This is a genomic window from Nonomuraea sp. NPDC051298, from assembly GCF_055586305.1.
The window spans coordinates 1-24,594 of sequence record NZ_JBVJIM010000004.1; the positions used below are offsets into that span (position 1 = coordinate 1).

The window sequence follows — 24,594 nt, forward strand, 5'->3', positions numbered from 1 at the left end:
TCAACCAAAGGAATCCGTCCAAAAAAGACGGGGTTGTGCATCATGCACTGGCTTTTTGACACACTGTTGAGTTCTCAAGAAACGGACGCGAACACCCAGACAAGACCCACATTCAGCAGACCCAGCCCGGAGGCGCTCTTCCCGTTCACTTTCTGTTGTGACTCAAGTCTTTCAGCCGTTCAAGTCTCTGTCAAATTGACCCGACTCGCACAACCTGCAGAAATTAAGCCCGCCCCCTTTCGGAGACAACCCCTCTAACTTACCAGCCGAACCGAGCGGACGCGTACGTCTCACCGCGGTCACGGTGGTGTGTCTGGAGATCGCCCCCGAGCGAGACCGGCGATCAACGCCGCCCTCGCGGGACTGCTGAACTCTATGTACGCCCCCCGGAACCGTCAAATCGACGGTTCACCCCTGCCCCAGGGGTAGATACGGAGGCGTGCGAGATCAATCCGTGCCCCGGGCGCTCGTCCTCCTGGTGGGCATCGCCGCGGCGATGGTCGTGCTCTTCGGCCTCCGCGAGGTCGCGTCCATCGCGGGCCCCGTCGTGCTGGCGCTCGTGCTCGTCATCGCGGTCTCCCCGGTACGCGGCTGGCTCAACGCCAGGCACGCGCCCACCTGGCTCCAGGTCGCCGCGCCGTTCCTCATCGTCGTGCTCGTGCTGCTGGGCATGGTGGCCATCCTCACCATCTCGGGCACCCAGTTGGCCACGCTGCTGCCCACGTACAACACCCAGTTCCAGCGGCTGCTCACCGACGCGCAGCACTGGGCCACCACGCACGGGATCAGCAACGACGCGCTCGAAAAGGGGCTGCAGGCGTTCGACCCTGGACGGGTGCTCGAATTGGTGCAGACGTTGCTCGGCAGCGTGATCGGCATTCTGACGGCGCTTTTCCTCGTCGTCGTGCTGCTGCTGGCGATGTCGCTCGACGCGCCCGTCACCGCGAGAATACTCACCACCGCCAACGGGAATCGGCAACTGGTGACGGCGCTGGCCACGTTCGCGCACAAAACCCGGCGCTATTTGATCGTCTCCACGGTTTTCGGTCTGATCAGCGCGGTGCTCGACATGATCGCGCTGACGCTGCTGCAGGTGCCGCTGCCGTTGCTGTGGGGCGTGCTGGCGCTCATCGCCAATTACATTCCCAATATCGGTTTCGTCATCAGTCTCCTGCCGCCCGCGATGCTGGCCCTGCTGGACGGCGGAGTGCAGACGATGCTGCTCGTCATCGCCGCGTACATCGTCATCAATGTCGTCACCCAGTCGTTCATCCTGCCCAAATTCCTGGGCGACGCGGTCGGGCTCTCGACGACGATGACGTTCATCTCGCTGATTGTCTGGACGTCCGTGCTGGGGCCGCTGGGCGCGATTCTCGCCATTCCGCTGAGCCTGCTGACGCGGGCCCTGCTGATCGACAGCGATCCGAGTGCGACGTGGGCGCAGGCGCTGGTTTCCGGGAAGCTACCCGGCACCCGGAGGTGACACCAGGTGGCTCATCCGGACGCCGCTCAGGCGCTTGACGTCGTTGGCGAGGTGGGCCTGGTCGGCGTAGCCGGCCGTGACCGCCACCTCCGCGAGCGGGCGACCGGCGCGGGCCAGTCGCAGCGCGCGCTGGAAGCGGACGATGCGCTGCAGGGTCTTCGGCCCGTAGCCGAACGAGGTCACGCTGCGGCGCTGCAACTGGCGCTCGCTGTAGCCGAGCGCCCAGGCCGCCTCGGCCACGGACCGGCCCTGGCCCAGGGCCGCGGCGATGGCGGACGCGGCGGTGTCGACCCCGTCAGGCTCGGCGGCCAGGCGGCGCACGGCCATGGCCTCCAGGGCGCGCAGCCGCGCCTCCGCCTGCGCGACCCCGTGCCCGACGGCTTCGGCGAGGCTCGTGAGCCGCGAGAGCCGGCCGTGCCAGCCGGGCAGCTCGGACAGGGGGACGCGGCGGTCGCGCAGCTCGTCGAGTGGCACGCCGAAGAAGGAGCCCACCGCGCCGGGACTGAACCGCAGGCCGGCCATGGTCTCTCCTGCCTTGATCGACGCGGGCATGGGCCCCGTGTCGGGACCGGCCACGAGCGGGCCGGCCGCGCCCCAGACGAGGTCGACGCACGCGTCGGGCACCACGAGCTGGGTGAACCCGACCTCGCTGGTCCGTAGCCAGCCGCAGGTGAGGCGGCCGGCGAGGCCGGGAGCGGGAGGCCGTTCCACGTACATGCCTCCACCGTACGTCAGGCCCCCGACAGAACCCTCGGCCCCACGTGGGAGGCCCCGGGGGTCCCGGGAGACCGGGGGTCACCCCGGCAGGCGGCCGTACGCGCGCAGCGTCTTGAGGCGTTCCACGGTGACGTGGCCGCCCCATTCGTGCACGACGACCGGCGTCCACATCTCCCAGTTCCCGCCCCATCCACCGTCGGCCGACTGCGCGGCGAGCAGCGCGTCGAGGTGGGTGTCCAACACGTCCTGGGTGAACAGCGGCAGCCGGGCGGGCTCGGGCGCGAGGTCCAGCGGGAAGTGCACGTGTCCTGGCGCGTCCAGGTCGAAGGCGACCGCGCCGAGAAGGGTCTCGCTCAGCCGGGCGAACTCGGCCCGCGCGCGCTCCCTGTCGGGCACGTGGCTCAGGAACGTCACCGCCGCCCGCGCCTGGTACGGGTCGTGCTCCTTCAGCGTGGCGAGCCGCGACCAGCAGAACTCCGTGGCGGCGGCCAGCCAGGGATGGGCGACGCCGTGCTTGTGCAGCAGCCCGGCGATGGGCCCGGTGGGGTTGAGGTTGCCAGGCGGGTCGTCGTCCGTCCGCCACCAGGGGGCGCGCAACGTGTCACGGACGGAGGGCAGGACGAACGGCACGCCCCCGTCCGGTGTGGTGATGGAGACGAGGTAGTCGCAGGCGGCGGCCACCATCGGAGAGTCGAACGCGTCCAGTTCGTCCAGGATCCAGAACGCCACCTCCACCGGCTGCGGCTGGCTCGCCGAGCCGCGCAGGTCGGGTTCGAGGGCGTTGCCGTAGCCGCCGTCCGAGTTCTGGTAGCAGCGCAGCGCGTCGAGCACGCGTTCGCGGGGGCCGCCCCTGAAGAGCGCCTCGAAGCGCAGCCGGTCGATCAGCCGTCCGTGGCGGTGCAGATACCGCTCGGCCCGGTCGAGCACGTCCACGTCAGTGTGTCCCTCCACAGGCGGTCCTTCCCCAAGGCGCATCCGGTTTGTGACGGTGAAGCTATCGGCTCGCCCGGAGGGTCCGCTTGCAACAATCGGACGCGTTCAGGTCGCCTCAGGGCACGGCCAGGGCCTCGGTCGGCGGCATCCGCGCGGCCCGTACGGCCGGGTAGAAGCCCGCGAGCCCGCCGATGACGAGCGTGGCCAGCACGCCGCCCAGCATGGCCCACACCGGTACGATCGCCGGCCAGCCCTGCAGGCTCGCGTACGCGCCCGTGACGCCGATGCCGAGCAGCACGCCGCCCACCCCGCCGACGGCCGACAGCAGCAGCGACTCGGCGAGGAACTGCAGGCGGATCTGCCCGCGCGTGGCCCCCAGAGAGCGGCGCAGCCCGATCTCCGCGCGGCGCTCCAGGACCGAGATGACCATCGTGTTGGCCACGCCCACGCCGCCGACCAGCAGCGCGACGCCGCCGAGCCCGAGCAGGAGGGCGTTGAGCGTGGCGTCGGTGGCCTGCTTGGCGGCCAGCACGTCGGAGGGCCTGGAGACCTCCACCTCGTTGGGCTTCTCCGGGTTGGCGGTGGCGGCCAGCACGTCGCGGACCTCGACGACGAACGCCTCCCGCGCCCGGGTGTAGATGGTGGTGGCGTACCCGTCGAAGCCGAGCCGTTCCTCGGCGACCGGCCACCCGACCAGGGCCGCGGTGTCGAGTTCTGGGGCCAGGTCCGCCGGGGCGAGCACGCCGACGACGGTGAACCACTGCCCGCCCAGCCAGACGCGCTGGTCGGGGCCCGCACGGACGACGCCGAGCCGGTCGGCCGCCTTGGCCCCGAGCACGGTGGCCGGGTAGCCGTGGGTGGCCGGGTTCAGCCAGGCGCCGCTGACGACGGTGGCGCCGACGTCCTGGAGCAGGTCGAGGCGGGCGGCGGTGACGGAGATGCTGCCCGTCTCGGCCTCGGAGACGTGGTCGTTGCGGTAGATCCTGGCCTGGGTGGCGCCGGTGGCGGTGACCTCGGTGACGGGGGCGATCTGTCCGATCATGCCCTCGGCCTCGGCGGGCAGGTGCGACGCCGCGCCGAACAGGCTCTGCCCCGGCGACACCCTCAGCAGGTTGGTGCCGAGCGCGGCGAGCCGGCGGTTGAGGTCCTCCTGGCTGGAGGCCGAGATGCCGACGACGCCGAGCATGGCGGCGATGCCGATGGCGATCCCCAGGGCGGAGAGGAACACGCGCAGCGGCCGGGCGCGCAGGCCGGACCCGCCGACTCTAAGCACGTCGCGGGGGCGCAGGCGGGCGGGGGTGAGGACCGTCATGAGCGCGTTCCCTCCGCGAGCCCCACCCGTGCGTCCGGTACGACGCGGCCGTCGAGCATCTCGACCTGGCGGGGCAGCGAGGCCGCGATGTCGCGGTCGTGGGTGATGACGACCACGGTGGTGCCGCCCGCGTTCAGCTCGCGCAGCAGCTCCATCACCCCGGCTCCCGAGTGGGAGTCGAGGTTGCCGGTGGGCTCGTCGGCCAGCAGCAGCCGCGGGTCGCCGACGACGGCGCGGGCGATGGCGACGCGCTGGCGTTCGCCGCCGGACAGCTCGTGCGGGCGGTGGCGGAGCCGGTGCCCGAGCCCCACCCGTTCCAGCGCGTCGTACGCGCGCAGCCGCCGCTCGCGCGGTGACGCTCCCGCGTACAGGAGCCCGTCGGCCACGTTGTCCAGCGCGGGCACTCCGGCGGCCAGGTGGAACTGCTGGAAGACGAAGCCGATGACGTTCGCGCGCAGGGCGGAGAGCTGCCGGTCGGTGAGGGAGAGCACGTCGTGCCCGGCGATGCGGACGGTGCCGCCGGAGGGGCGGTCGAGGGTGCCGAGCATGTTGAGCATGGTCGACTTGCCCGAGCCGGACGGGCCGACGATGCCGACCAGCTCGCCGTGGTCGATGCCCAGGGAGACGCCGCTCAGCGCGGCGACGTCGCCGTACCGCTTGGTCACGTCGCGGAGTTCGGCGATCACGTGGGCACCGCCACGGTCACGCCCTCCTGGACGCCTTCGACCTCCACCTTGCCGTCGGCGAACAGGCCGGTCTCGACCGCCACGTAACGGGTGGCCGAGCCCTCCACGACCTGGACGCCGTACCCGCCCTCGGCCAGGGCGAGCAGCGCTCCGACGGGCACGGCCAGGACGTTCTCGCGGCGCTCGGAGACGATGGTGACGTCCACGGGGGCGGCGTCGTACGACTTGTCGAGCCCGCTCACCGACACCCGTACCTCGACCGTGGTGGTGGTGTCGTCGCCGCCGGCGGCCTCGGTGGCGACCGTGCCGACGCCGGTGACCTCGCCCTTGACCGTGGTGCCGTCGGGCAGTTCGACGTCGGCCTTCATGCCCTTCCTGACCAGGTGCTCGTCCGCCACGTCGAGGGCGACGAGCACCTCGCGGGTGGTGCCGGTGGCGGTGAGCACCGGGCCGGTGGCGGGGTCGCCGAGGGCCTTCTTGAGTTCGGCGACGCGGAGGCGGCCGTCGGCCACGACGACGTCGCCGGGCCGGACCGTGCCGGTCACGTCGAGGCCGAGGTCCTCCTGCCAGTCCTCGACGGCCTCCCTGGTGGCCCAGGTGAACCGGTCGTCCACGTCGAAGCCGGTGTAGCCGAGCCGGTCCAGGTTGCGTTCGAGGAGTTCGACGTCCTTGCCCTCGGCGCCGTCCTGGAGGGTGCGGTAGAGGGGCATGGTGCCGTACAGGAGGGGGCGGCGGTCGGCGTCCACGCTGTAGACGGCGTGGCCGCGGGTGATGGTGGCGCCCTCGGCCGGGAGCCAGGTGATCGTGCCCTGGGTCCTGCCCGCGACGGTGGAGGCGGTGCCGTAGCCGAGGGTGCCGTCCACGGTCTTGGTGGCGGTGAGCGTCGTACGGGTCACGGCGGCGGTGGCGGGCGGGGTGCGGCCGGCGAGGGCCGTGCCCGTGCCGTCACCGCCGAAGCCCACGGCGGCGGCCGCGACCGCGGCGGCGAGCAGCGCGACGCCGCCGGTCCAGGCCAGCAGCCTCAGCGGACGCCGCCGGCGCGGCGGCAGGGCGCGCGGGGCCGGGCGGGTCTGCTCGGCCTCGGTCACTTGGCCACCCCGTTTCCGGGGGACTTCGCGCGGCACGCCTCGAGCGCCTTCTTGAGCCCGGGGGACTCACCCGTGAGCGCGCTCCCGGTGCCGCCGGGGAACGTGCCGTCGGCGTTGGGGTCGGGCATGTCCACGCCGTTGTCCCGCATGCACTTGGCGAACTCGCGGAGCTGGTCGATCTGCCGGGGGTCGAGCTGCTTGCGGTCCGCGTAGGGGGCGTGCTCCCCGCAGGTCTCGAGGGCTTTGCGCACTTTGTTCTTGTCGACGCCCTCGCCGATCACGTTGAGGCCGCCGCTGCCGTCGGGGTCGGGGTCGTCCATGGGGACGCCCTGCTCTCGCATGCACTGGGCGAACTTCCTGCCCTGTTCCTGGGGGTTGGCGGTGGGCGAGCCGGAGGAGGAGGCGCTCGCGGAGGGCGGGCCCGCGGCCGCGGTCACGGAGGCGACTCCGGTGCCGGCCTGCGTGCCGCCGCATCCGGCCAACGCGGCCAGGATGGCCAAGGCGGCGGGCAGGGTCGTGGTGATAGGTGTCCGTCTCATGCCCCGAATGTGGTCGGCGCCGTTCAATGTGAGCTGGGAGCCGCCTCGGAGTCAGGTGGAAGCTCCCCTGCGTCGGAGCGCCGCGTGCCGGGGAGGAGCACGCGAAAAGTGGCGCCCCGGCCGGGCGCGGTGTCCAGCTCGACCCGGCCGCCGTGGGCGCGCACGATGGCGGAGACGATGGCCAGGCCCAGCCCGGTGCCGCCGTCGGCCCTGGACCTGCCCCGGCTGACGCGGTAGAGGCGGTCGAAGACGCGCGGCACGTGCTCGGGCGGCACGCCTGGCCCGGTGTCGGCGACCTCCAGCACGCCCAGGCCGTCGCGTGTGCCGACCCTGACCGTGACGGACGCCTCGGGGGGCGTGTGGCACAGGGCGTTGCCGACGAGGTTGGCGGCCACCTGCCGCAGGCGCGCGTCGTCGCCGACGACCGAGACGGGGGCGAGCCGGTCACCGAGCCCCGTCAGCCTGATCGGCCGGTCGGGCACCCGGACGCGGGCGTCGCGGATCGTGTCTGCGGCCACCTCCAGCAGGTCCACCGGGTGGCGGTCGAGCGGGCGCTCCTCGTCGAGCTGGGCGAGGGTGAGCAGGTCGTTGACGAGCACGCCCATCCTGGCCGCCTCGTGCTCGATCCGGCTCATGGCCTCGCCGGTGTCGCCGCCCCTGCGGTGCAGCTCGGCGAAGCCGCGTACGGAGGTGAGCGGGGTGCGCAGCTCGTGGGAGGCGTCGGCGAGGAAGCGCCGCATGCGGGCCTCGGAGTCGGTCCTCGCGGCGATCTCGGACTGGAGGCGGTCGAGCATCACGTTCATGGCCGTGGCCAGGCGGCCTGGCTCGGTGCGCGGGTTCTCGGCGTGCACCCGCAGCGCGAGGTCGCCGCGGGCTATCTGTCCTGCGGTGGCCTCCATCCTGGTCAGAGGGCGCAGGCCGAGCCGTACCACGAAGCCGGCCGCCAGCCCGAGCAGGAGCAGCGCGAACGCGCCGGCCGCGAAGGCGATGACGCTGGCCGACCGCTGGGCCTGCTCCACCTCGGCCAGCGACTGCGCGACGACCACGATCTCGCCGCTGTCCAACTGGACGCCGCGGACGCGCCAGCCGGCCCCGTCGGTGCCCGGCACGGTGTAGGGGGTGTCGGCGGCCCTGGGCCGGTCGATGACCGGGGTCGGCTGGTTCTTGGCCTCGGGCGCGCGGATCAGGAGCGTGCCGTCGGGGTCGTAGACCAGGATCTGCTGGACCTGTGCGACGCGCTTGGTCACCAGCGCGGCCAGCCCGCCCACCCCCTGCGGCCGCTCGACGAGCAGGGGGACGGGCTTGACGTCGGCGGCCACGGCGATGGCGTCGAGCTGCTCGTCCACGCGGCCGACCAGGTGGTCGCGCAGCAGCGTGACGCTGACCACGTTGGTGATCACGAGGGCGAGCGCGGCCAGCCCGAGCACGGCCATCACCAGGCGGGCGCGCAGGGTCCAGGAGGCGGGTCTCATCGCGGGGTCCTCAGGGTGTAGCCGACGCCGCGCACGGTGTGGATGAGCTGCGGCTCGAACGTGTCGATCTTCTTGCGCAGGTAGTAGACGTACGACTCGACGATGCTGGAGTCGCCGTCGAAGTCGTAGCGCCAGACGCTGTCGAGGATCTGCGCCTTGCTGACCACCCGGCCCGCGTTGGTCATCAGGTATTCGAGGAGGTTGAACTCGGTGGGCGACAGGTCGATCGGCACTCCGGCCCTGCGTACCTCGTGGGCGTGCGGGTCCAGTTCGAGGTCGGCGTAGCTCAGGACGTCGTTCTCCGGCGGGGTACGGCTGCGCCGCAAGATCGCGCGGATGCGCAGCACCACCTCCTCCAGGCTGAACGGCTTGGCCACGTAGTCGTCGGCCCCGAGGGTGAGGCCGCGTACGCGGTCCTCGACGCGGTCGCGGGCGGTCAGGAACAGCACGGGGACGCGCTCGCCGAGCCGCCTGGCCACCTCGAACCCGTCGAAGTCCGCCAGCATCACGTCGAGCACCACGATGTCGGGCTTGAACTCCCTGGCGGCCGTCACCGCCTCGGCGCCCGTCTCCGCCGTCCGGACCTCGAACGAGACCAGTCGCAGGGTCTGCGAGAGGAGGGCGCGGATGTTGGGCTCGTCGTCCACGACGAGCACCCTGGCTGGTCGGTCCATGCCTGAAGGTTTACCCGAGCCAGTTCAATGCCCGCTCAAAGCGTTTATTGCGTTGCCCGCCCGCCGAGCCGCTGCCTACAGTGACTCGCATGTCATCCATGTGCTGCTGCCCGTTCTACATCCGCATCCGCCGCGGCGGGGCTCTGGCCCGCCTGCGGACGCGATGACGCCGAAGACGCAGACCTGAGGCATACCTCAGGCTGCCTGAGGCAGACCTGAGGCTGAGCGCCCGCACGCGTGCCCAGGGCCCTTCGAGACCCGTTCGATCTCGAGGACCCGGAAGGGCAGTGCTGTGGCGAAGAATCTCGCGCACGGAAACTATTCACACACTCAGAAGAAGGCCAGGCAGAGCGCCGGCGGCGGTCGCACGCCCATCGATCGGGCGCGGCGCACGCTGTCGCAGAACTTCCTGGTGGATCGGCAGGCCGTCGAGCTGATGATCAAGGCCGCCGCTCCGGAGGGGCTCGTTCTGGAGCCCGGCCCCGGGGAGGGGGTGCTCACCCTGGCGCTGGCCGAGGCGGGCGCCACGGTGGTCGGCTACGAGATCGACCCGAGGCTCGCCGGGCGGCTGGCCTCCCGGACGCGCAGCGATCCCAGGATCGAGGTGGTCAGGGGTGACTTCACGCAGGCGCGGGCGCCGCGCGAGCCGTTCGCGGTGGTGGGGAACATCCCCTACTCGATCACGTCGAAGATCGTCGACTGGTGCCTGCGGGCGCCGGCCCTGACCTCGGCGACGCTGCTCACGCAGCGGGAGTACGCCCGCAAGCGCTCCGGCGACTACGGCCGGTGGAGCCTGGTCACGGTGGAGTCGTGGCCGTGGTTCTCCTGGCGGCTGGGCGACTCGGTCGGCAGGGAGAGCTTCCGTCCGGTGCCGTCGGTCGACTCGGCGATCCTGCGCGTCGAGCGCAGGCCGCAGCCGCTGGTGACCGGCCGCCGCTCGTACCTGGAGCTGGTCGGGCTGGGCTTCGGCGGGGTGGGCGGCTCGGTGCGCGCCTCGCTGAAGACCCGCTACGACGGCGTGGACGCCGCGCTGGAGGCGGCCGGGGTGGCCCGCGACACCGTCGTGGGCCACGTCCACCCCGACCAGTGGGTCACGTTGTGGGGGCGCCTATGCCGGTGACCTGACCTTGGCCGGCGCAGGCAGGGAAGGAGCCAGGGCCGGGGCCGTCGCGACGCGGCGGCCCCACGGCATGGCCAGCGCCAGGATCGGCAGCAGCACGATCGAGGCCCGCGACCAGTACGAGTGCTGCAGCCACCAGGTGTTGACGTCGAACTGCGTCATGTAGAGGTAGCCGTAGCCCGACCACAGGCAGACGCCCAGGATGGCCGGCCAGGCGAACCGGGTGGGCCGGGCCACCAGGAACGGCATGAACCACAGCAGGTACTGGGCGCCGAGCCGGGGCGTCATCACCATGAACACGAGCAGGATCGCCGTGGTCAGGTCGATCGGGTCGGCCCGCCGCCACCAGAAGATGACGCCGAGGACGCTGGCGTAGATGAGGTTGGTGCCGAACGAGGCCAGCCCCGGCTCCAGCGACCAGTCTCCGCCGGTGAACCACGGGGTCCAGCCCCACTCGCCGACGATGGGCCGGATGTCGCGAATGGTGTCGATGACCGCCGGGATCTGGTCGAGCGAGGTGCCCGCGAAGACCGGCAGCGTCACCAGGAAGAACAGCGGCACCACGCCGGTGGTGAACAGGGCGGCCACGCGGGAGCGCAGGTTGGGCAGGAGCAGCAGCATGCCGGGGATCAGCCAGATCGGCCAGCTCTTGGCGCACAGGGCCAGGCCCATGAGCAGGCCGGCCAGCGCGCCCCGCCGCAGGTCGGCGCGGTCGTCGGGGCCGGGCAGGAGCGCGCGGTGCAGCAGGCCGCCGCGCCCGACGACGCGCGGGACGGCGGCGCGTACGCCGTGGGCCGCCAGCCCCTCGCGGACCCTGGCGACCACGTCGGTGACCATGCCGGGCCGGTCGGGGTCGCCGGGGCCGCGGGCGACCACGAACGCGGCCACGCCGAACACCAGCGCGACCGGCTCCACCTGGCCGTGCACGGAGGCGATGAGCACGGCGAGCGGGTTGAGCGCGTACTGCAGGGCGCGCAGGGACGCCTTGGGGCCGCCGGCGAGCTTGGCCACCAGCGGGATGAGCACGATGTCGGCGACCACGGTGACCAGGCGGCCGGCGTATTCCCACGGGATGCCCAGCCACAGCAGGATGCCGTAGACGTAGGGGATGGTCGGCAGGAAGTGCCAGCCGCCCTCGCTGGCCAGCACGGGGTCCTCGCCCCGCAGGACGGCCTCGCCCGCGGGTTTGAAGCTCTCCATGAAGTCGACGGGCTGCCAGGAGTCGATCGCCGAGGTGTACATGATGAGCACGCGGACGGCGACGCCCACGACGATGGCGACGACAAGAGGGGGCCGCCAGTCGCGCCATTGCGCGACGAGGGCGAGCACGACACCGGCGACGAGGACGATCCCCGTGAGAAAGGCGTAATCCATGGCGGCCTCTAGCCTGCCGCAACCTGAGCAGTGCTGCCACCAGGGCTTGGCATTCTTATCCCCGACATGCCGACACGTATCCCGATACGACATCACCGTCTGTGTTGAACTTTTTCCATGGGGGGATCGCAGGTCAACCAGGCACTGATCAGGCTCTACTTCGAAGTGAGGGATGGGTTGCGCGACCCGGTCGCGGCCTGGGCGAAACTCACAGGGAACTCACAGGAATACCGCCGCGCCCGAGGTGAGCGGCGGGTGCCGCTGGACGACGAGACGGCGGCGGAGCTGGCCGCGGCGGCGATCGTGGACACCTCGGCCAGGCACGGGGCCGAGCGGGTGGCGGCGCTGGCGACCTCGCCGCTGTCGCGGCTGGTGGGCGGGCTCGGCGGCGCGGTGCTGACCGAGCATCCGTGCGCGACGGAGCAGGTGCTGGGACCGCGCTTCGCCGGGCCGCGGGCCGACGACTGGGCGCGGGCGGCGTACGTGCTGCTGTGGGGGGAGAACAACCGGCTGGTCCGCACCGCCGACACGCCCTGGGTGATCGCCGGACGGTACAAGGGGCAGAAGGTGGTCGCGATCGGTACGCATCCGACGCGGCTGTCGGACGAGACGCTCGTGGTCCGGCCGGGCACGGACGGGGCGCTGGCCATGGCCATGGGGCACGTGCTGCTCAAGGAGTTCTTCCTCGACCGGACCCCGTTCGACGAGCACGCCATGGAGCGTACGGACCTGCCGTACCTGGTGCGACTGCGCGAGCGCGGTGACGGGTACGTGCCGGGCGGGCTGACAGGCGGGGCCTTCGGGCGGCTCAGCGTGTACGGCGGCGAGGCGGTGGAGGTGCTGCTGCCGCGCTTCGACGACGGGCCGGGGGTGCTGCGGCGGGGCGTGCCCGTGCTGCGGGACGGCGACGAGCTGGTGACGACGGTGTTCGACCTGCTGATGGCCGTCTACGGGGTGGCGCGTCCCGGGCTGCCCGGCCGGTGGCCCGAGGGGTACGAGGACCGGGGTGAGCCGTACACGCCGGGGTGGCAGGAGGCGTACACGGGGGTGGCCGCGTCGCGGGCGCTGAAGACGGCCCGCGAGCTGGGGGTGACGGCCGAGAAGACCGGCGGGCGGTGCGTGATCGTGCCGGGGCGGCTGGAGACGCCGCACGCCGACACCGCCTACCGGGCGATGCTGGCCCTGCTCGTGCTGACCGGGTGCGGCGGCGGGTGGGCGCAGGCGGGCGGGGAGGGGATCCCGCTGGTGCCGTACCTGTGCCTGCACGCCTGTGGTGAGGACCTGGCCGACGTGGGGGCGCTGAGCTGGGCGCTGGCCGAGGGGCTGTTCGCGCGCCGGACGTCGCGCTCGGTGCTGCTGGAGGCGGTGGCCGGCGGCTGGCCGATGGCGCCGCCGCCGCGCGTGCTGGCGCTGCCGCGGCCGATCTACCCGCTGCCGCCGGACGTCGACCTGCTCATCGGGCCGGACGAGCACTGCGACCTGTCGCCGCCCGACCCTGACCTGGTGGCCGGGGCCGTGACCAGGCTGGCCGGTCGTACGGCCCCGGCGGAGCCGGGCGGGACGCCGCGGGCTGAGCGGATGCGGCTGCTGGTGGACCACGCCTGGATGCACGAGTACGGCGAGGCGCTGCCCGTCTACCGTCCGCCGGGCCTGGGCATCCCGCTCAAGCCCACGCAGTTGGTCCGGTTCAGTTGAGCGCGTTCAGGTAGGCCCGGTGGTTGCGGGAGAAGTCCTGCCCGTTGTACCGGTCCCAGTTGATCGACCAGCTCATCAGGCCGCGCAGGTTGGGGTAGACCCCGCGCGGCTTGTACGACCCGCAGTTGCTCCCCTTGGCCAGGCAGTCGAACGCCTTCTGCACCTCGGCGATGCTGGTGAACCCGTTGGCCGCGTTGGGAGAGGCGGGCAGCCCGATGGCCACCTGCTCCTGGCGCAGCGGCGGGAACACGTTGGCCGGGTTGCCCATGATCGGGAAACCGGCGAGCAGCATGTCGGTCATGGCCACGTGGAAGTCGTGCCCGCCCATCGTGTGGTACTGGCCGTCGAGGCCCATGATCGGCCCCGAGTTGTAGTCCTGCACGTGGAGCAGGGTCAGGTCGTCGCGCATGGCGTGGATGACCGGCAGGTAGGAGGCGCTGCGGTTGTCGGCCGTGCCGTTCGGGCCAGGGCCGTAGAACTGGTAGCCGAGCTGCACGAAGAACGTCTCGGGGGCCATGGTCAGCGTGAACGCGGCGCCGTAGCGGCTCTTGAGCGTCTTGAGCGCCGAGATCAGGTTGACGATGACCGGGGTGGTGGGGTTGGCGAGGTTGGTGTCGCCGGGGTTGAGGTAGAGGGAGTGGCCCTCGAAGTCGATGTCGAGGCCGTTGAGTCCGTACTTGTCGATGATCGCGGCGACCGACTGCACGAACTTGTCGCGGGCCGCCGTGGTGGTGAGCTGCACCTGGCCGTTCTGGCCGCCGATCGAGATGAGCACCTTCTTGCCCTGGGCCTGCTTGGCCCTGATCGCGGCGATGAAGTCGGCCTCGGACTCGACGCCGGGGCACTCCGCGGCCGGGCACTGGCTGAAGCGGATGTCGCCCGAGGTGACGGAGGTGGGCTCGCCGAAGGCGAGGTTGATGACGTCCCACTCGCCGGGCACGTCGCTCATCTTGATGTATCCGGAGCCGTTGGCGAACGACGCGTGCAGGTAGCCGACGAGCACCCGCTTGGGCAGCCCGCCGTCGCCACCGCCGCCGGTGGTCGTGGTGCCGCTCGCCTCGGGGGTGTAGGCCGAGCAGTTGCCCGCGGCGTCGCAGGCGCGGACCTTGAAGCGGTACGTGGTCGAGGCGGTCAGGCCGCCCGCCAGGTGGCTGGTCCCGGTCACGGAGACGGGGGCGCCGCCGTCGCGGGAGACCTCGTAGCGGGTGACGCCCACGTTGTCGGTCGAGGCGGGCCAGGTGACGGACAGGGACGACGACGTGGCGCCGCCGACGGACGGGGTGCCGGGCACGGTCGGCGCCTGGGTGTCGGGGGTGCCGCCCGGGCCGTCGAGCACCACGTCGTCGGCCGTGTAGGCGCCCTGGCCGTACCAGCCGTTGAGGTGGACGGTCACCGACGTGGTCGAGGCGCCGGTGGTGAAGGACGTGCCGAGTTGGCTCCAGGTGGCGCCGGGCGAGCCCCAGGTGCTGGCGTTGACGCCGGTCCCGGTGGCGCCCAGGAAGACGTACGTGCCCTGCACCCAGGCCGAGAGCTGGTACGTCGTACCCGGCTGGACGGTGACGACCTGCTGGCACCTGGCCAGGTCGTTGCCCTGCGGGGTCGCGCGCAGCGCCCCCGTTCCCCCGTGCACCGGGGAGGAGACGGCCTGCGCGCCGGAGCACGTCCATCCGCTCAGGCCCGACTCGAAGCCGGGGTTGGCCAGGATGTTGGCGGCCGCGGCCGGGGCGGCGGGCAGGGCGGTGGGCAGGGCGATCAGCGCGGTGGCGAGCACGACCGCCGATCCTCGGAGTTTCATGAGCTTCCTCACGCTCGCGGGGAGAGCGGCCCGCCCCCGTTCGACGGAGGCGGGCCGGGTGATGAGAGCGGGCCGCGGGTCAGAAGCCCGCGGTGATACGGGTGAACTCCCAGTCGGCCTGGGCGATGCCGCTGCAGTTGGAGGTCACGCCGCCGCCCGGGCAGGGGCGGTCGCGGTTGACGGCCCAGTAGGCGAGCCTGGTCAGCCCTCTGGCGTTGGCCCAGTCGCGGATCTGGGTCCAGGTGCCGGGCGAGGTCAGCTCCTGCTGGTCGGACAGGCCGTTCATGCCGGAGATGCCCATGTGGGCGTACGCCTCGGCGTCGGTCCAGCCGTAGGCGGTCTTCAGCGCGTTCTTCAGGCCCTCGGAGGCGTTGACGGTGTCCTGGTACATGTTGGAGCCGCCGAAGTCGAACGGCATGATCGTGAAGTTGTCGATCGGCACGGCGAGCGCCCTGGCCTGGTTGATGAGCCGGATGCCGTGGGCGTTCGGGCCGGTCCGCGTGGTGCCGAAGGTGACGACGACCTTGACGTTGGGGTTGTTCTGCTTGACGATCTTCAGCGCGTTCAGGATGCGGTCCTGGACGGTGTAGTTCTCGAACTCGTCGGTGTTCTCGATGTCGAAGTCCACGACGGCAGGGCCGACGGCGTTGATGACCTGCTGCACCGCGCCCGCGAACGCCTGCGGAGTGGCGCAGTTGGGGCCGAGCTTGTTGCCAGACCAGCCCCCGAAGGAGATCTGGACGCTGCCGCCCTTCGACTTGATCGTGTTGATCGCCTGCTGGTCGGCGCCGCCGGTCAGCGGCCGGTTGCCGTCCCAGGCGGGCGTGCAGCCGCCGCTGGACAGGATGAACGCCATCGTGAACGACCGCACTCCGGTCGCGTCCATGACCGTGCCCGGGTTCGGCGGGTTGCCCCAGCCCATGTAGAGGTAGGGCGCGCCGGGCATCTTGGTGGTGCTGCCGCAGCCCGAGGTGGTGGCGGTGACGTCCCGGCCGGCCGACTCACCCGCCGAGTTGTACGCCCTGATCGTGTACGTGTGCGTGGCGCACGCGCCGAGCCCCGAGACGGTGGCGCTGGTGCCGGTGACCTGGGCCCGCTGGGCGGTGCCCTCGTACACGCGGTAGCCGGTCACGGTGCCGCTGGAGGCACCCCAGCTCAGCGCGATGCTGGAGTTGGTGACCGACGCGGTGACGGTTCCCGGCTGGCCGGGCGCGCCGGTGCCGCCGGAGGTGGTGGCCGTGACGGAGTTGCTGTCGCCCGACAGGTTGCCGGCCGCGTCGCGGGCCCTGACGGTGTAGGTGTAGCTGGTGTTGGCCGCCCGGCCGCTGTCGGTGTGGGTCGTCCCGGTGACCGTCGTCACGAGGGTCCCGCCGCGGTAGACGTTGTAGCCGGTGACGCCCACGTTGTCGGTGGAGGCGTTCCAGGCCAGGGAGACGCTGCTGGAGGTGACGCCGGTCGAGCGGAGTTCGCCGGGCACCGACGGGGCCGTGGTGTCGGCGCCGCCGCTGTTGACCTTCCAGAGCGCGGGCACGTTCGACGGCTCCCAGCCGGGCTGGGAGGTGTGCGCCTGCAGGCACACGTAGTCGACGCCGTTGTAGGTGACGACCGTCCCGATGGTGTACGCGGTCCACGGCGCCCAGGCGGCGGCCATCTGCTGGACCGCGCCGTGCGCGGCGGGGGCGGCGGCGCCGAGGCCCGCGCCGGTCAGTGCGAGGGCCAGGCCGGCCGCCAGAGCGGTGAGTCCGCTGCGAAGTCTCATGGCATTCCCTGGAGGTGGGGCTTGACGGTCTTGGAGAACGACCAGTTGTTGCTCGCGTCCCAGTTGATGGACCAGGTCATCACGCCCCGGATGTCCGGGTAGGCGCGCGGCGGCACGAAGGTCCCGCAACTGGTGCGCTTGGCCAGGCAGTCGAGCGCCTGGTTGACGAGGGAGGGCGCGACGACGCCGCCGCCCGCGGCGCCCGGCCCCGCGGGCAGGCCCAGCGCCACCTGGTCGGGGCGCAGGCCGTTCTCGAGTTGGATGCAGGCCAGCGCGGTCATGAAGTTGACCGAGCCCTGCGCGTACGCCTGTGCCTGGTCGCAGCCGAGCATGGAGCCGGAGTTGTAGAACTGCGTGTGGACGACGGTAAGGATGTCCTTGATGGACAGGGCGAGCTTGAAGTACTCCATCCCGGTCGACTGCATGTCGATGGTCTGCGGGGCCATGGTGATGATCAGGTCGGCGCCGGCCTTGGCGCGCAGTGACCTGAGCGCCTGGGCCATGTAGGTGGCGTTGAGGCCGTTCTCCAGGTCGATGTCCACGCCGTCGAAGCCGTAGCTCTGCATGAGCGCGTACACGGTGTCGGCGAACCTGGTGGCCGCCGCGGCGCTGGCGACCTGCACGCGGCCGGCCTCGCCGCCGACTGACAGGATCACCTTCTTGCCGCGCTGGTGCAGGGCCTGCACGTCGGCTCTGAACTGGGCGTCGGTGTAGCCGCCGACGGCCGTGGCGAGCCCCGGGTCGACGGCGAAGACGACCTCGCCGGGGTTGGCCGTGGCCTCGCCGAACGCGATCGCGACCAGGTCGTACTCGTCGGGCACGGCCGAGAGCTTGAGCTCGACGGCGGGGTTGACGAAGTTGTGCCAGTAGCCGGTGAGGAAGTGCCTGGGCAGGGTCCCGCCGCCGGTGCAGCCGGTGGTCGTGGCGGTGGCGTCCTGGCCGGGGGACTCGCCCTGGGCGTTGTACGCCTTGACCGTGTAGGTGTGGGTCTCGCAGGAGCCGAGCCCGCCGACGGTCGCCGTGGTGCCGGTGACCGTGGCCCTGACGGCGCTGCCCTCGTAGACGCGGTAGCCGGTCACCGTGCCGCTCGACGCGCCCCAGGTGAGGGTGATGGCGTTGCCGGTCGAGGTGGCGCTGACGGCTCCGGGGGCGCCGGGCACGCCTGGTGTGGAGCCGCCGCCGCAGGAGGCCCCGTTCAGGGTGCAGCCGGTGATGCCGGGGAAGTTGCCGGGGGCGCCGTTGAAGCCGAAGCTCACGCTGGCTCCGGGGGCGAGCGGGGAGGCCCAGGTCGGAGGGGTGAAGGTGTAGTGCTGGCCGCTCCGCGTCATGACGGCGTCCCAGGCGGAGGGGATGCTGAAGCCGGTCGGCACGTCGAACTGCACGTTCCAGGAGGGCATGGGGGCGGTGGTGGAGTTGGTGACCGTGACCCTGCCCTCGAAGCCGGAGCCCCAGTCGGCGACCTTGGCGAAGGTCGCGGTGGCCGCCGCGGCCTGGGCGGGCAGGGACTGGAGGGCGAGTGCGAGGGTCGCGAGCACCAGGAGAATCGCGCGTAGTCTCACGGGTCTTCCTTTGGGGGGTGTGCGTGCCGTACGGCTTGCACCGGGGGGTGAGAGCGCAAGCCGTACGGCACGGCCCGCGGAGGTGAAACGCGGGCCTTTGGGGGATGTCGGCGCGGACCGGTGTGAGAGGGGAACCTTGCAGAGAAAGTCAGGTTCTGTGTGACTGAAGATTACTTTTAGGAAAGTTTCCTAAGAGTTGTCGCGATCGTAGCTTTGACACCGGGCGCTTACAAGACCCAAACATGGCCGCGCCGCACGGGACCGGGATCCCGTGCGGCGCGGGACAGTACCTGGACAGGGCCTTGGCAGGACCGGGCTTGTGCGGCCTGACCTGGCCCTACGGTTGCTGGGTGATCCTCACGTCGTCGACGCCCGCCTCGACCAGCGAGGCGCCCCCGGCGTCGGCCGCGTCCACGAGGATGCGGACGGTCTGGCCCGCGAACGCGTTCAGGCTCGCCGTGGCCGTGGCCCACGAGCCGTTGCGGTTGACGGCCGACCCCGCCTGGTTGAGCACCGTGGCCGTGGTGTCACCGACCACCCGGACCCGGAGGTAGTCGGCGTTGGAGGCGTTCGAGCCGTGCGCCAGATACCACGACAGCGACAGGTTCAGCGCGCCCGTCGAGGGCAGCGTGATCGGCGGTGACTGGATCGAGGTGACACCGCCGTCGACGTCGTGGTCACCGGCCGCCGCGCCCGCCAACCGGCCGGTGACCAGGCCGTTCGTGCCGCTGACCGTCGTGCCGAGCTGCTTGGCGCCGCTGGAGGGTGGCCTCGGGGTCGCCGCGCTCCCATGCGCCCGCGGTCGCGGTGTCGGTGCCGTTCGGGTTGACGGTCCAGCCCGTGGCCGTCTCGAACGTGTCGGAGTGGACGCTCACCGGCGGGTTCCCGGTGCCGCAGTACTGGGCCTCCTTGCCGATGATGCGGTAGACGCAGTCGGAGTACTCCAGGAAGCGCAGGACCGCCTCCCTGTTGCGGGTGGTCTGCGGGACGATCTGCTCGTCCGGCGGGTAGAACCCCGGGCTGGAGCCGGTCGGGTACATCTCGAAGGTGAAGCTGAAGATCTTGTAGACGCCCCACAGCCAGTCGTCGATCGTGCCGTCCGTGATGTAGAGGTCGCTGGCCTGCTCGGGCGTGTAGTTGTTGGTCGAGGCCATGTTCTGGCCGAGGGTGGCGTGCGCGTCGCGGTCGTCCTGGGTCAGGCCGGGCGCGGTGTCGTTGAAGGTGTAGCCGTAGGGCCACAGGATCAACTCGCTGTAGGTGTGCCAGTCGATGTGCGACTTGATCTGCTGCACGCCGCCGACCACCCGGCTGCGCACCCAGTTGGCCGCCGCCCTGACCTCTGGCGTCGACTCCGCGCTCGCGCCGCGGTAGGTCTCGCTGGACGCCGTGCCCGACGAGCCACCGCAGCAGCCCCAGTTGTAGCCCCAGTTGCGGTTCATGTCGGTGCCGACGGCCGTCGACCCGGAGTTGGGCTGGCGGTTCTTGCGCCACGAACGGTAGGAGCCGGTGGCGATGTCGTACTCGCCGCCGTCGGGGTTCAGGTCCGGCATGATCCAGATCTCCCGGGTGTTCACCAGGTTGGTGATCCGGGAGTCGGTGCCGTAGTTGTCGGCGAGCAGGTGCATGATGTAGAGCGCCATCTCGACCGTGAGGTGCTCGCGGGCGTGCTGGTGCGCGGTGAACAGCACCTCGGGTTCGCTCTCGTCCGCGCCCACGTTGTCGCTGATCTTGATCAGGCGCAGCGCCCTGCCCTCGTACGACGTGCCGTACGTCGTCTGGCTGACGATGTTCGGATGGGCCGCCACCAGGGCGTTGATGTTCGCGGTCATCTCGGCGTAGTTGTGGTAGCCCGAGTCCGCCGGCGGGAAGTCAAAGGCGCCGGCGGACGGGGGTGTCGGGCGCGGCGCCTCCGCCACCCGGTAGCCGAGTCGCCTGATGGCGGAGATCTCGGCTTCCGTGGCCGTGACCAGCACCGAGTCCGTGGCCACCTCTTCGATGGCGGCTCCGGTGGCCGCCACCGCGCTGCGCTGCTGCGCGTTCGCCGGGCCCGACACGCGATACTGCTTGTTCGGCGGCGGCTCGGCGGTGGCGCCCGCACCGGTCATGCCGGTCAGGCAGATCAGGCTGAGGGCTGCGAGCAGGATGACTAATCGGCGATTCACCTCGTCCTCCCCAGGCGCTCGGGATCGGGGTTGACCGGCGCCTGAACTGAGAGTGAAGACGCCGCGCCGACTAGGAAAGGCCCAAAGTTCCGGTCAGCCGGATCAGGGCCTCCTCCACGGGTTTCCTGGCCAGATCCGGCACCTCGGCGTCGTCGGCGGCATACCCGACCGGGAAGAGGATGTAGGGCCGCTCGTTGGGCGGGCGATGGCAGATCTCGCTCAGGAAGGCCATCGGGTTCGGCGTGTGGGTGAGCGTCGACAGGCCCATGACGTGCAGCGCGGTGATGAACAGCCCGCAGGCGATGCCGACGCTCTCGTTGACGTAGTAATGGCGGACCTTCTCGCCCTCGGGGGTCAGGCCGTACTTCTCGGCGAAGCACACCACCAGCCAGGGCGCCACCTCCAGGTAGCCCTTGTCCGAGGTGGTCTCCAGCGGCTCCAGCGCCGCGCGCCACTCGGGCGGCAGCCGGCCGCCCTCGTAGTTCTGCCGCTCCTCGGCCTCGGCCGCCTCGCGCACCCGCCGCCTGGTCTCCGGGTCGCCGATCACCACGAACGTCCAGGGCTGCTGATGCGCGCCCGACGGCGCGGTGTTGGCGGCGCGTACGGCCAGCTCCACGCACCGGTACGGCACCGGCTCCGCGCTGAAGGCCCGTACGCTGCGCCGCCGCTCCACCAGCCGGTGGAACTCCTCGCCACGCCTGACCATCTCCGCGGGCTCGTGGCGTTCTGGCGTGTAGGGAACGAAGGGATGCCGGTGCTCCATAAGATCCGAAGTGTCGGCATCGATGGCGGATCTGACAACACCTGCCCTCGCGTACTGTCGATCTGACAGCGAAACCGGACTTCTGGAGGCGAATATGCCCGCACGCCGCCGCGGTCTCGACGGCCTCGACCTCGACCTCCTCCGCCTGGTCGGCGAGCGCCCGCGCAGCGGCCTGCTGGAGATCGCGCGGCTGCTGGGGGTGGCGCGCGGCACCGTACAGGCCCGGCTGGACCGCATGGCCGCCGACGGCGTGATCACGGACTTCGGCCCGAACCTCTCCCCCGCCGCCCTCGGGCACCCGGTGCAGGCGTTCACCACGCTGGAGGTCGAGCAGGCGGCCCGCGAGCACATCTCCAGGACCCTGGGGTCGATCCCGGAGCTGCTGGAGGCGTACATCGTGACCGGGCCCGGCGACCTGTGGTGCCGGATCGCGGGGCGCGACCACGAGCACGTCCAGCGGGTCATCGACCGGATGCTGGCGATCCCGGGCGTACGGCGCAGCACCACGGTCATCACGCTGTCCACCGTGGTGCCGCACCGGGTGCTGCCGCTGGCGGAGAGCGAGGCCGCGGTCAGACCTGGACAAGCGTGATCACCCCGGCGGCCACCAGCGCCGCCGCCCACATGCGATCGACGTTGAACCAGGCCCGCCGCAGCACCGCCAGCCCGGCCACCTTGTAGACCACCACCGCGATCACCAGTGCCACCGTGAACATCGCCAGCGTGTGGTAGGCCGCCACGCCCAGCCCTCCGGAGACGGCGTGGCCCGCGTGTCCCCCCTCCGCGGCGAGTCCGGTCAGGACCGGCAGCAGCATCAACCCCGCCCCGTGCGCCGACGACATCAGGAACGACCAGCCCGCCAGTTGCCACAACGACAGCCGCATCCCCACCCAGCGGAAGTGGCGGCGCGACAGCAGCCGCCACAGGCCGAAGCCCACCAGCACCACCCCGCCGCCGATCGACAGCACCGTGCCCGTGACGAGCGAGCCGGTGGCGGCGACCACGACCGCCACCAGGGCCACCGAGGCGAGGTGGCCCAGGGCGATCATCGGGATCGACTGGAGCAGCCGGTCCATGCTGCGCTCCTGCAGGCCGCGGGCGACGGCGAAGAGCCAGCCCATGGCCGGGTTCAGGCCGTGGAACGCGCCCAGCAGGAGCACCGCGGTCAGGGTCACGGGTAGCAGTAGGAGTCGGAGGAGGCATCGCCGCCCTGCAGGCGCACCTGGTGGGGACGCAGGCCGCGGAAGGCGTCCCCGTGCGGGAAGAAGCGGGTGTCGAAGGTGAACGACTCCGCGTCGATCTTGGCCATCCAGGCGCCCACCCCGTCGGGGTAGAACTGGTCGTCCCAGGAGCCGTACAGGGAGTTGGTGAGGTAGACGCGGCGGCCGTCGCGGCTGACCTCGACCATCTGCGGCCCGCCGCGCAGCGGGAGACCGGGCTCGGCCGGGTGCGGGGCCTGCCCGGCGATGCCGCCCACCCGCAGCGAGCCCAGCTCCACCGGCTTGAACGGGTCGGACACGTCGTACTGCTTCAGCTCGCCGGTACCCCAGCACGACACGTACAGGCGCCGGTCGTCCACCGACAGCGCGATGTCGGTCACCAGCGGCGGCACCGCGCCGAAGGGCTGCAGCACCGGCGGCAGGCGGTCGGCGGCGGCCGGTTCCGCGGGGATGGAGATGACCTTGCGCGCCTGCCAGCGGCCGTCCTCGTGGAACCAGAGCCAGACCGAGGCCGACAGGTCCTCGACGCTTGTGACCACCCCGACGAAGCCGTACTGGCGGGTCGGGTCGTGGGCCGGGCGCAGCTCCAGCGGCATCTGGTGCTCGTCGCCCAGGTCCACCTCCTGGAGGTGCGTACGCTTGCGCAGGTCCCAGAAGTGCAGCTTGTGGCCGTACTTGCGGCCGAGCAGCAGCTCCCCGACGACGCCGTCCTCGATCATCGACGGCGTCCCCCACTCGGAGGAGACCAGCACGTCCTGGTTGATGTGCCACCAGAAGTCGTAGGCGAGGTACTGCGGCCCCCGGTCCAGCTCCCACTGCCCCAGCACCTCGAAGGAGGTGTGGTCGAGCACCGCGATCCCGCCCGGCCCCTCCTGGCCGTCGGCGCCTCCGAGCGCGGACACGTACAGCCCGTCGGGGCCGCAGTGCACGGTGTGGGGGCGCGAGTAGCCGGCCCGCCTGGCCAGCGTCTCCGGTTCGATCACCTTGACCAGTTCGGGGCTGATCCGGTCTTTGGTGTCGTAGATGTGGATGCGCGAGGAGCGCAGACCAGGCACGACGAGGTAGCGCCGCTCGACGTGCGGGTGGGGCGCGCTCGGGCACAGGGCGCTGCTGCACGCGTTCCAGCCGAAGTGGTGCAGTTCGTCGCCGGTGTTGGGCAGGTCGGTCCAGCCCGCGACCGTGCCGTACGCGGGCGAGTCCGGGTCGGTGTCGATGACGGCGAGCGCGTCAGGACGGGTGGCGGTCCGGTCGAACGCGGCGACGTAGGCCAGCTTCTCGGCGGGCGCGTGGGCGGCGTCCCGTGGAGAGGGGTAGAACGTGGGGTCCGGCGTCCAGAGGGTCATCTCTCCAGGAAAGAACCGATTCCCTACAGGGTCAATAGGTAATCGTGTGACCGATGCGTTCGAGCAACTCCTCGGGGCCGGTCTCGAACGGGTGCCAGAACACGTGGTCGGCGCCCAGCGCCCGAGCCCGCCGCAGGTCCTCGGCCACCTGCTCGGGCGAGCCGGTGAGCGGCATGCGCTCGTCCAGCGGCCGGTCCGTGATCGGGCCGTTCACCTGGAGCACCAGCGGCCCCGGGCCCTCGCCGTACGCCTCCAGGGTCAGCTCGACCTGCTCCCAGGCGAAGACCACGATGGTCAGCCCCATCCCGAGCGCCGCCGCCCGCTCGACGGACACGGGAGCCGCCACGCACGCCAGCAGCGTCAGCCCGGTCGGCTTAGGACCGAAGTCCGCCTCGGGGACGGTGTAGAAGCGGCCGGAGAAGCTCACCGGGTCAGGACCCCAGCACGCCCGCATGGCCCGCAGGTGCTCCTCGAAGCCCGCCCCGCGCCGCTTCGCCGGCACGCCGGTCGCCTCGAACTCCTGCTCCATCCAGCCCTGGCCCAGCCCGATCACGGCCCGGCCGCCGCTGAGCCGGTCGAGCGTGGCCAGCCGCTTGGCCAGCACGACGGGGCTGTGGAACAACGCGTCGACGACGCTGGTGCCCAGGCGGATGGTGCTGGTCTTCGCCGCGACGTAGGCCAGCGTCTCCAGCGGGTCGTACACGGAGGCGTTGGAGCCGGGCAGCGACACGGGCGGCTGGTTCATGCCCAGCATCCGGGCCTGGGCGGGGCGCAGCAGCCGTTCGAACGTCCAGACCGCCCCGAGGCCCGCGCGTTCCGCGTCCTGCGCCACCCGGGCGATCCGCTCTGGGTCGGCGTCGCGTCCCGTCGTGGGGAGACCGATTCCGAGATCCATCTCGT

At 71.5% G+C, this 24,594-nt stretch carries 22 protein-coding genes; 4 read left to right on the top strand and 18 right to left on the bottom strand.

The window, feature by feature from the left end; translation table 11 throughout:
* Positions 1–478 precede the first annotated feature (478 nt).
* Positions 479–1,483 (top strand): AI-2E family transporter, encoded by a 1,005-nt coding sequence (locus ACZ6S0_RS13625; protein ID WP_465916151.1) that lies wholly within the window; start codon positions 479–481, stop codon positions 1,481–1,483.
* Here the strand turns inward: ACZ6S0_RS13625 and ACZ6S0_RS13630 are convergent.
* The 8 genes from ACZ6S0_RS13630 to ACZ6S0_RS13665 all read right to left on the bottom strand — a co-directional run bounded on the left by ACZ6S0_RS13630 (position 1,463) and on the right by ACZ6S0_RS13665 (position 8,904).
* Positions 1,463–2,200: a DUF6597 domain-containing transcriptional factor gene (locus ACZ6S0_RS13630; protein ID WP_465916153.1), complete on the bottom strand. Its 738-nt coding sequence runs from the start codon at positions 2,198–2,200 to the stop codon at positions 1,463–1,465. The two genes, ACZ6S0_RS13625 and ACZ6S0_RS13630, sit on opposite strands and share 21 nt — an antisense overlap.
* 78 nt (positions 2,201–2,278) lie before the next feature.
* Complete coding sequence (locus ACZ6S0_RS13635) at positions 2,279–3,151, bottom strand: hypothetical protein (protein WP_465916156.1); 873 nt, start codon at positions 3,149–3,151, stop codon at positions 2,279–2,281.
* Positions 3,152–3,248: 97 nt separating this feature from the next.
* Positions 3,249–4,445: an ABC transporter permease gene (locus tag ACZ6S0_RS13640; protein ID WP_465916158.1), complete on the bottom strand. Its 1,197-nt coding sequence runs from the start codon at positions 4,443–4,445 to the stop codon at positions 3,249–3,251.
* A complete protein-coding gene (locus ACZ6S0_RS13645; RefSeq protein ID WP_465917853.1) occupies positions 4,442–5,128 on the bottom strand; it encodes an ABC transporter ATP-binding protein in 687 nt (228 codons plus the stop codon). Before ACZ6S0_RS13645 ends, ACZ6S0_RS13640 begins: the two co-directional genes overlap by 4 nt.
* Positions 5,128–6,219, bottom strand: a complete 1,092-nt coding sequence (locus tag ACZ6S0_RS13650; protein ID WP_465916159.1) for a peptidoglycan-binding protein — start codon at positions 6,217–6,219, stop codon at positions 5,128–5,130. Before ACZ6S0_RS13650 ends, ACZ6S0_RS13645 begins: the two co-directional genes overlap by 1 nt.
* Positions 6,216–6,758, bottom strand: coding sequence for a hypothetical protein (locus tag ACZ6S0_RS13655; RefSeq protein WP_465916161.1), 543 nt, complete (start codon positions 6,756–6,758; stop codon positions 6,216–6,218). The genes ACZ6S0_RS13650 and ACZ6S0_RS13655 overlap by 4 nt, the downstream gene beginning before the upstream one ends.
* Positions 6,759–6,781: 23 nt before the next feature.
* Entirely contained in the window at positions 6,782–8,230 is a 1,449-nt protein-coding gene (locus tag ACZ6S0_RS13660) for a sensor histidine kinase (RefSeq protein WP_465916163.1), read from the bottom strand.
* Entirely contained in the window at positions 8,227–8,904 is a 678-nt protein-coding gene (locus tag ACZ6S0_RS13665) for a response regulator transcription factor (RefSeq protein WP_344895517.1), read from the bottom strand. Before ACZ6S0_RS13665 ends, ACZ6S0_RS13660 begins: the two co-directional genes overlap by 4 nt.
* Positions 8,905–9,277: 373 nt before the next feature.
* Here ACZ6S0_RS13665 and erm point away from each other — a divergent pair, with 373 nt between their 5' ends.
* Entirely contained in the window at positions 9,278–10,024 is a 747-nt protein-coding gene (gene erm, locus ACZ6S0_RS13670) for an ErmE/ErmH/ErmO/ErmR family 23S rRNA (adenine(2058)-N(6))-methyltransferase (RefSeq protein WP_465917854.1), read from the top strand.
* Here erm and ACZ6S0_RS13675 read toward each other — a convergent pair.
* Positions 10,013–11,398, bottom strand: a complete 1,386-nt coding sequence (locus tag ACZ6S0_RS13675; RefSeq protein ID WP_465916164.1) for a hypothetical protein — start codon at positions 11,396–11,398, stop codon at positions 10,013–10,015. The two genes, erm and ACZ6S0_RS13675, sit on opposite strands and share 12 nt — an antisense overlap.
* A 117-nt stretch (positions 11,399–11,515) precedes the next feature.
* On the opposite strand from ACZ6S0_RS13675, the gene ACZ6S0_RS13680 reads away from it, so the two are divergent.
* The gene (locus tag ACZ6S0_RS13680) at positions 11,516–13,093 is read left to right on the top strand and encodes a molybdopterin-dependent oxidoreductase (protein ID WP_465916166.1); all 1,578 of its coding nucleotides are present in this window, start codon (positions 11,516–11,518) and stop codon (positions 13,091–13,093) included.
* Here the strand turns inward: ACZ6S0_RS13680 and ACZ6S0_RS13685 are convergent.
* The 6 genes from ACZ6S0_RS13685 to ACZ6S0_RS13710 form a co-directional block, all read right to left on the bottom strand.
* Positions 13,086–14,888: a chitinase gene (locus ACZ6S0_RS13685; protein WP_465916168.1), complete on the bottom strand. Its 1,803-nt coding sequence runs from the start codon at positions 14,886–14,888 to the stop codon at positions 13,086–13,088. The genes ACZ6S0_RS13680 and ACZ6S0_RS13685 overlap by 8 nt on opposite strands.
* Positions 14,889–14,967: 79 nt before the next feature.
* Entirely contained in the window at positions 14,968–16,647 is a 1,680-nt protein-coding gene (locus ACZ6S0_RS13690; RefSeq protein WP_465916170.1) for a carbohydrate-binding protein, read from the bottom strand.
* The gene (locus ACZ6S0_RS13695) at positions 16,644–18,206 is read right to left on the bottom strand and encodes a chitinase (protein ID WP_465916172.1); all 1,563 of its coding nucleotides are present in this window, start codon (positions 18,204–18,206) and stop codon (positions 16,644–16,646) included. Before ACZ6S0_RS13695 ends, ACZ6S0_RS13690 begins: the two co-directional genes overlap by 4 nt.
* 337 nt (positions 18,207–18,543) lie before the next feature.
* A complete protein-coding gene (locus ACZ6S0_RS13700) occupies positions 18,544–18,906 on the bottom strand; it encodes a hypothetical protein (protein WP_465916174.1) in 363 nt (120 codons plus the stop codon).
* Positions 18,884–20,368, bottom strand: a complete 1,485-nt coding sequence (locus tag ACZ6S0_RS13705; protein ID WP_465916176.1) for a M14 family metallopeptidase — start codon at positions 20,366–20,368, stop codon at positions 18,884–18,886. The genes ACZ6S0_RS13700 and ACZ6S0_RS13705 overlap by 23 nt, the downstream gene beginning before the upstream one ends.
* A gap of 70 nt (positions 20,369–20,438) precedes the next feature.
* Positions 20,439–21,131, bottom strand: coding sequence for a nitroreductase family protein (locus ACZ6S0_RS13710; RefSeq protein ID WP_465916178.1), 693 nt, complete (start codon positions 21,129–21,131; stop codon positions 20,439–20,441).
* Positions 21,132–21,225: 94 nt separating this feature from the next.
* Between ACZ6S0_RS13710 and ACZ6S0_RS13715 the strand changes: the two genes are divergently transcribed.
* Complete coding sequence (locus ACZ6S0_RS13715; RefSeq protein ID WP_465916180.1) at positions 21,226–21,723, top strand: Lrp/AsnC family transcriptional regulator; 498 nt, start codon at positions 21,226–21,228, stop codon at positions 21,721–21,723.
* On the opposite strand, the gene ACZ6S0_RS13720 is transcribed toward ACZ6S0_RS13715, so the two are convergent.
* The 3 genes from ACZ6S0_RS13720 to ACZ6S0_RS13730 are packed head-to-tail and all read right to left on the bottom strand — an operon-like array spanning position 21,704 to position 24,589.
* Complete coding sequence (locus ACZ6S0_RS13720) at positions 21,704–22,306, bottom strand: hypothetical protein (RefSeq protein WP_465916182.1); 603 nt, start codon at positions 22,304–22,306, stop codon at positions 21,704–21,706. The two genes, ACZ6S0_RS13715 and ACZ6S0_RS13720, sit on opposite strands and share 20 nt — an antisense overlap.
* Positions 22,303–23,694, bottom strand: a complete 1,392-nt coding sequence (locus tag ACZ6S0_RS13725; protein ID WP_465916184.1) for a selenium-binding protein SBP56-related protein — start codon at positions 23,692–23,694, stop codon at positions 22,303–22,305. Before ACZ6S0_RS13725 ends, ACZ6S0_RS13720 begins: the two co-directional genes overlap by 4 nt.
* A gap of 31 nt (positions 23,695–23,725) precedes the next feature.
* Positions 23,726–24,589: a TIGR03619 family F420-dependent LLM class oxidoreductase gene (locus tag ACZ6S0_RS13730; RefSeq protein ID WP_465916186.1), complete on the bottom strand. Its 864-nt coding sequence runs from the start codon at positions 24,587–24,589 to the stop codon at positions 23,726–23,728.
* Positions 24,590–24,594: the final 5 nt, after the last annotated feature.

Excerpts from the sequence above, each read along its gene's own strand:
- ACZ6S0_RS13685 (WP_465916168.1), bottom strand. The coding sequence starts at position 14,888 with ATGAAACTCCGAGGATCGGCGGTCGTGCTCGCCACCGCGCTGATCGCC.
- ACZ6S0_RS13690 (WP_465916170.1), bottom strand. The coding sequence starts at position 16,647 with ATGAGACTTCGCAGCGGACTCACCGCTCTGGCGGCCGGCCTGGCCCTC.
- ACZ6S0_RS13660 (WP_465916163.1), bottom strand. The coding sequence starts at position 8,230 with ATGAGACCCGCCTCCTGGACCCTGCGCGCCCGCCTGGTGATGGCCGTG.
- ACZ6S0_RS13630 (WP_465916153.1), bottom strand. The coding sequence starts at position 2,200 with ATGTACGTGGAACGGCCTCCCGCTCCCGGCCTCGCCGGCCGCCTCACC.
- ACZ6S0_RS13665 (WP_344895517.1), bottom strand. The coding sequence starts at position 8,904 with ATGGACCGACCAGCCAGGGTGCTCGTCGTGGACGACGAGCCCAACATC.
- ACZ6S0_RS13725 (WP_465916184.1), bottom strand. The coding sequence starts at position 23,694 with ATGACCCTCTGGACGCCGGACCCCACGTTCTACCCCTCTCCACGGGAC.
- ACZ6S0_RS13640 (WP_465916158.1), bottom strand. The coding sequence starts at position 4,445 with ATGACGGTCCTCACCCCCGCCCGCCTGCGCCCCCGCGACGTGCTTAGA.
- ACZ6S0_RS13655 (WP_465916161.1), bottom strand. The coding sequence starts at position 6,758 with ATGAGACGGACACCTATCACCACGACCCTGCCCGCCGCCTTGGCCATC.
- ACZ6S0_RS13675 (WP_465916164.1), bottom strand. The coding sequence starts at position 11,398 with ATGGATTACGCCTTTCTCACGGGGATCGTCCTCGTCGCCGGTGTCGTG.
- ACZ6S0_RS13680 (WP_465916166.1), top strand. The coding sequence starts at position 11,516 with ATGGGGGGATCGCAGGTCAACCAGGCACTGATCAGGCTCTACTTCGAA.
- ACZ6S0_RS13730 (WP_465916186.1), bottom strand. The coding sequence starts at position 24,589 with ATGGATCTCGGAATCGGTCTCCCCACGACGGGACGCGACGCCGACCCA.
- ACZ6S0_RS13715 (WP_465916180.1), top strand. The coding sequence starts at position 21,226 with ATGCCCGCACGCCGCCGCGGTCTCGACGGCCTCGACCTCGACCTCCTC.
- ACZ6S0_RS13710 (WP_465916178.1), bottom strand. The coding sequence starts at position 21,131 with ATGGAGCACCGGCATCCCTTCGTTCCCTACACGCCAGAACGCCACGAG.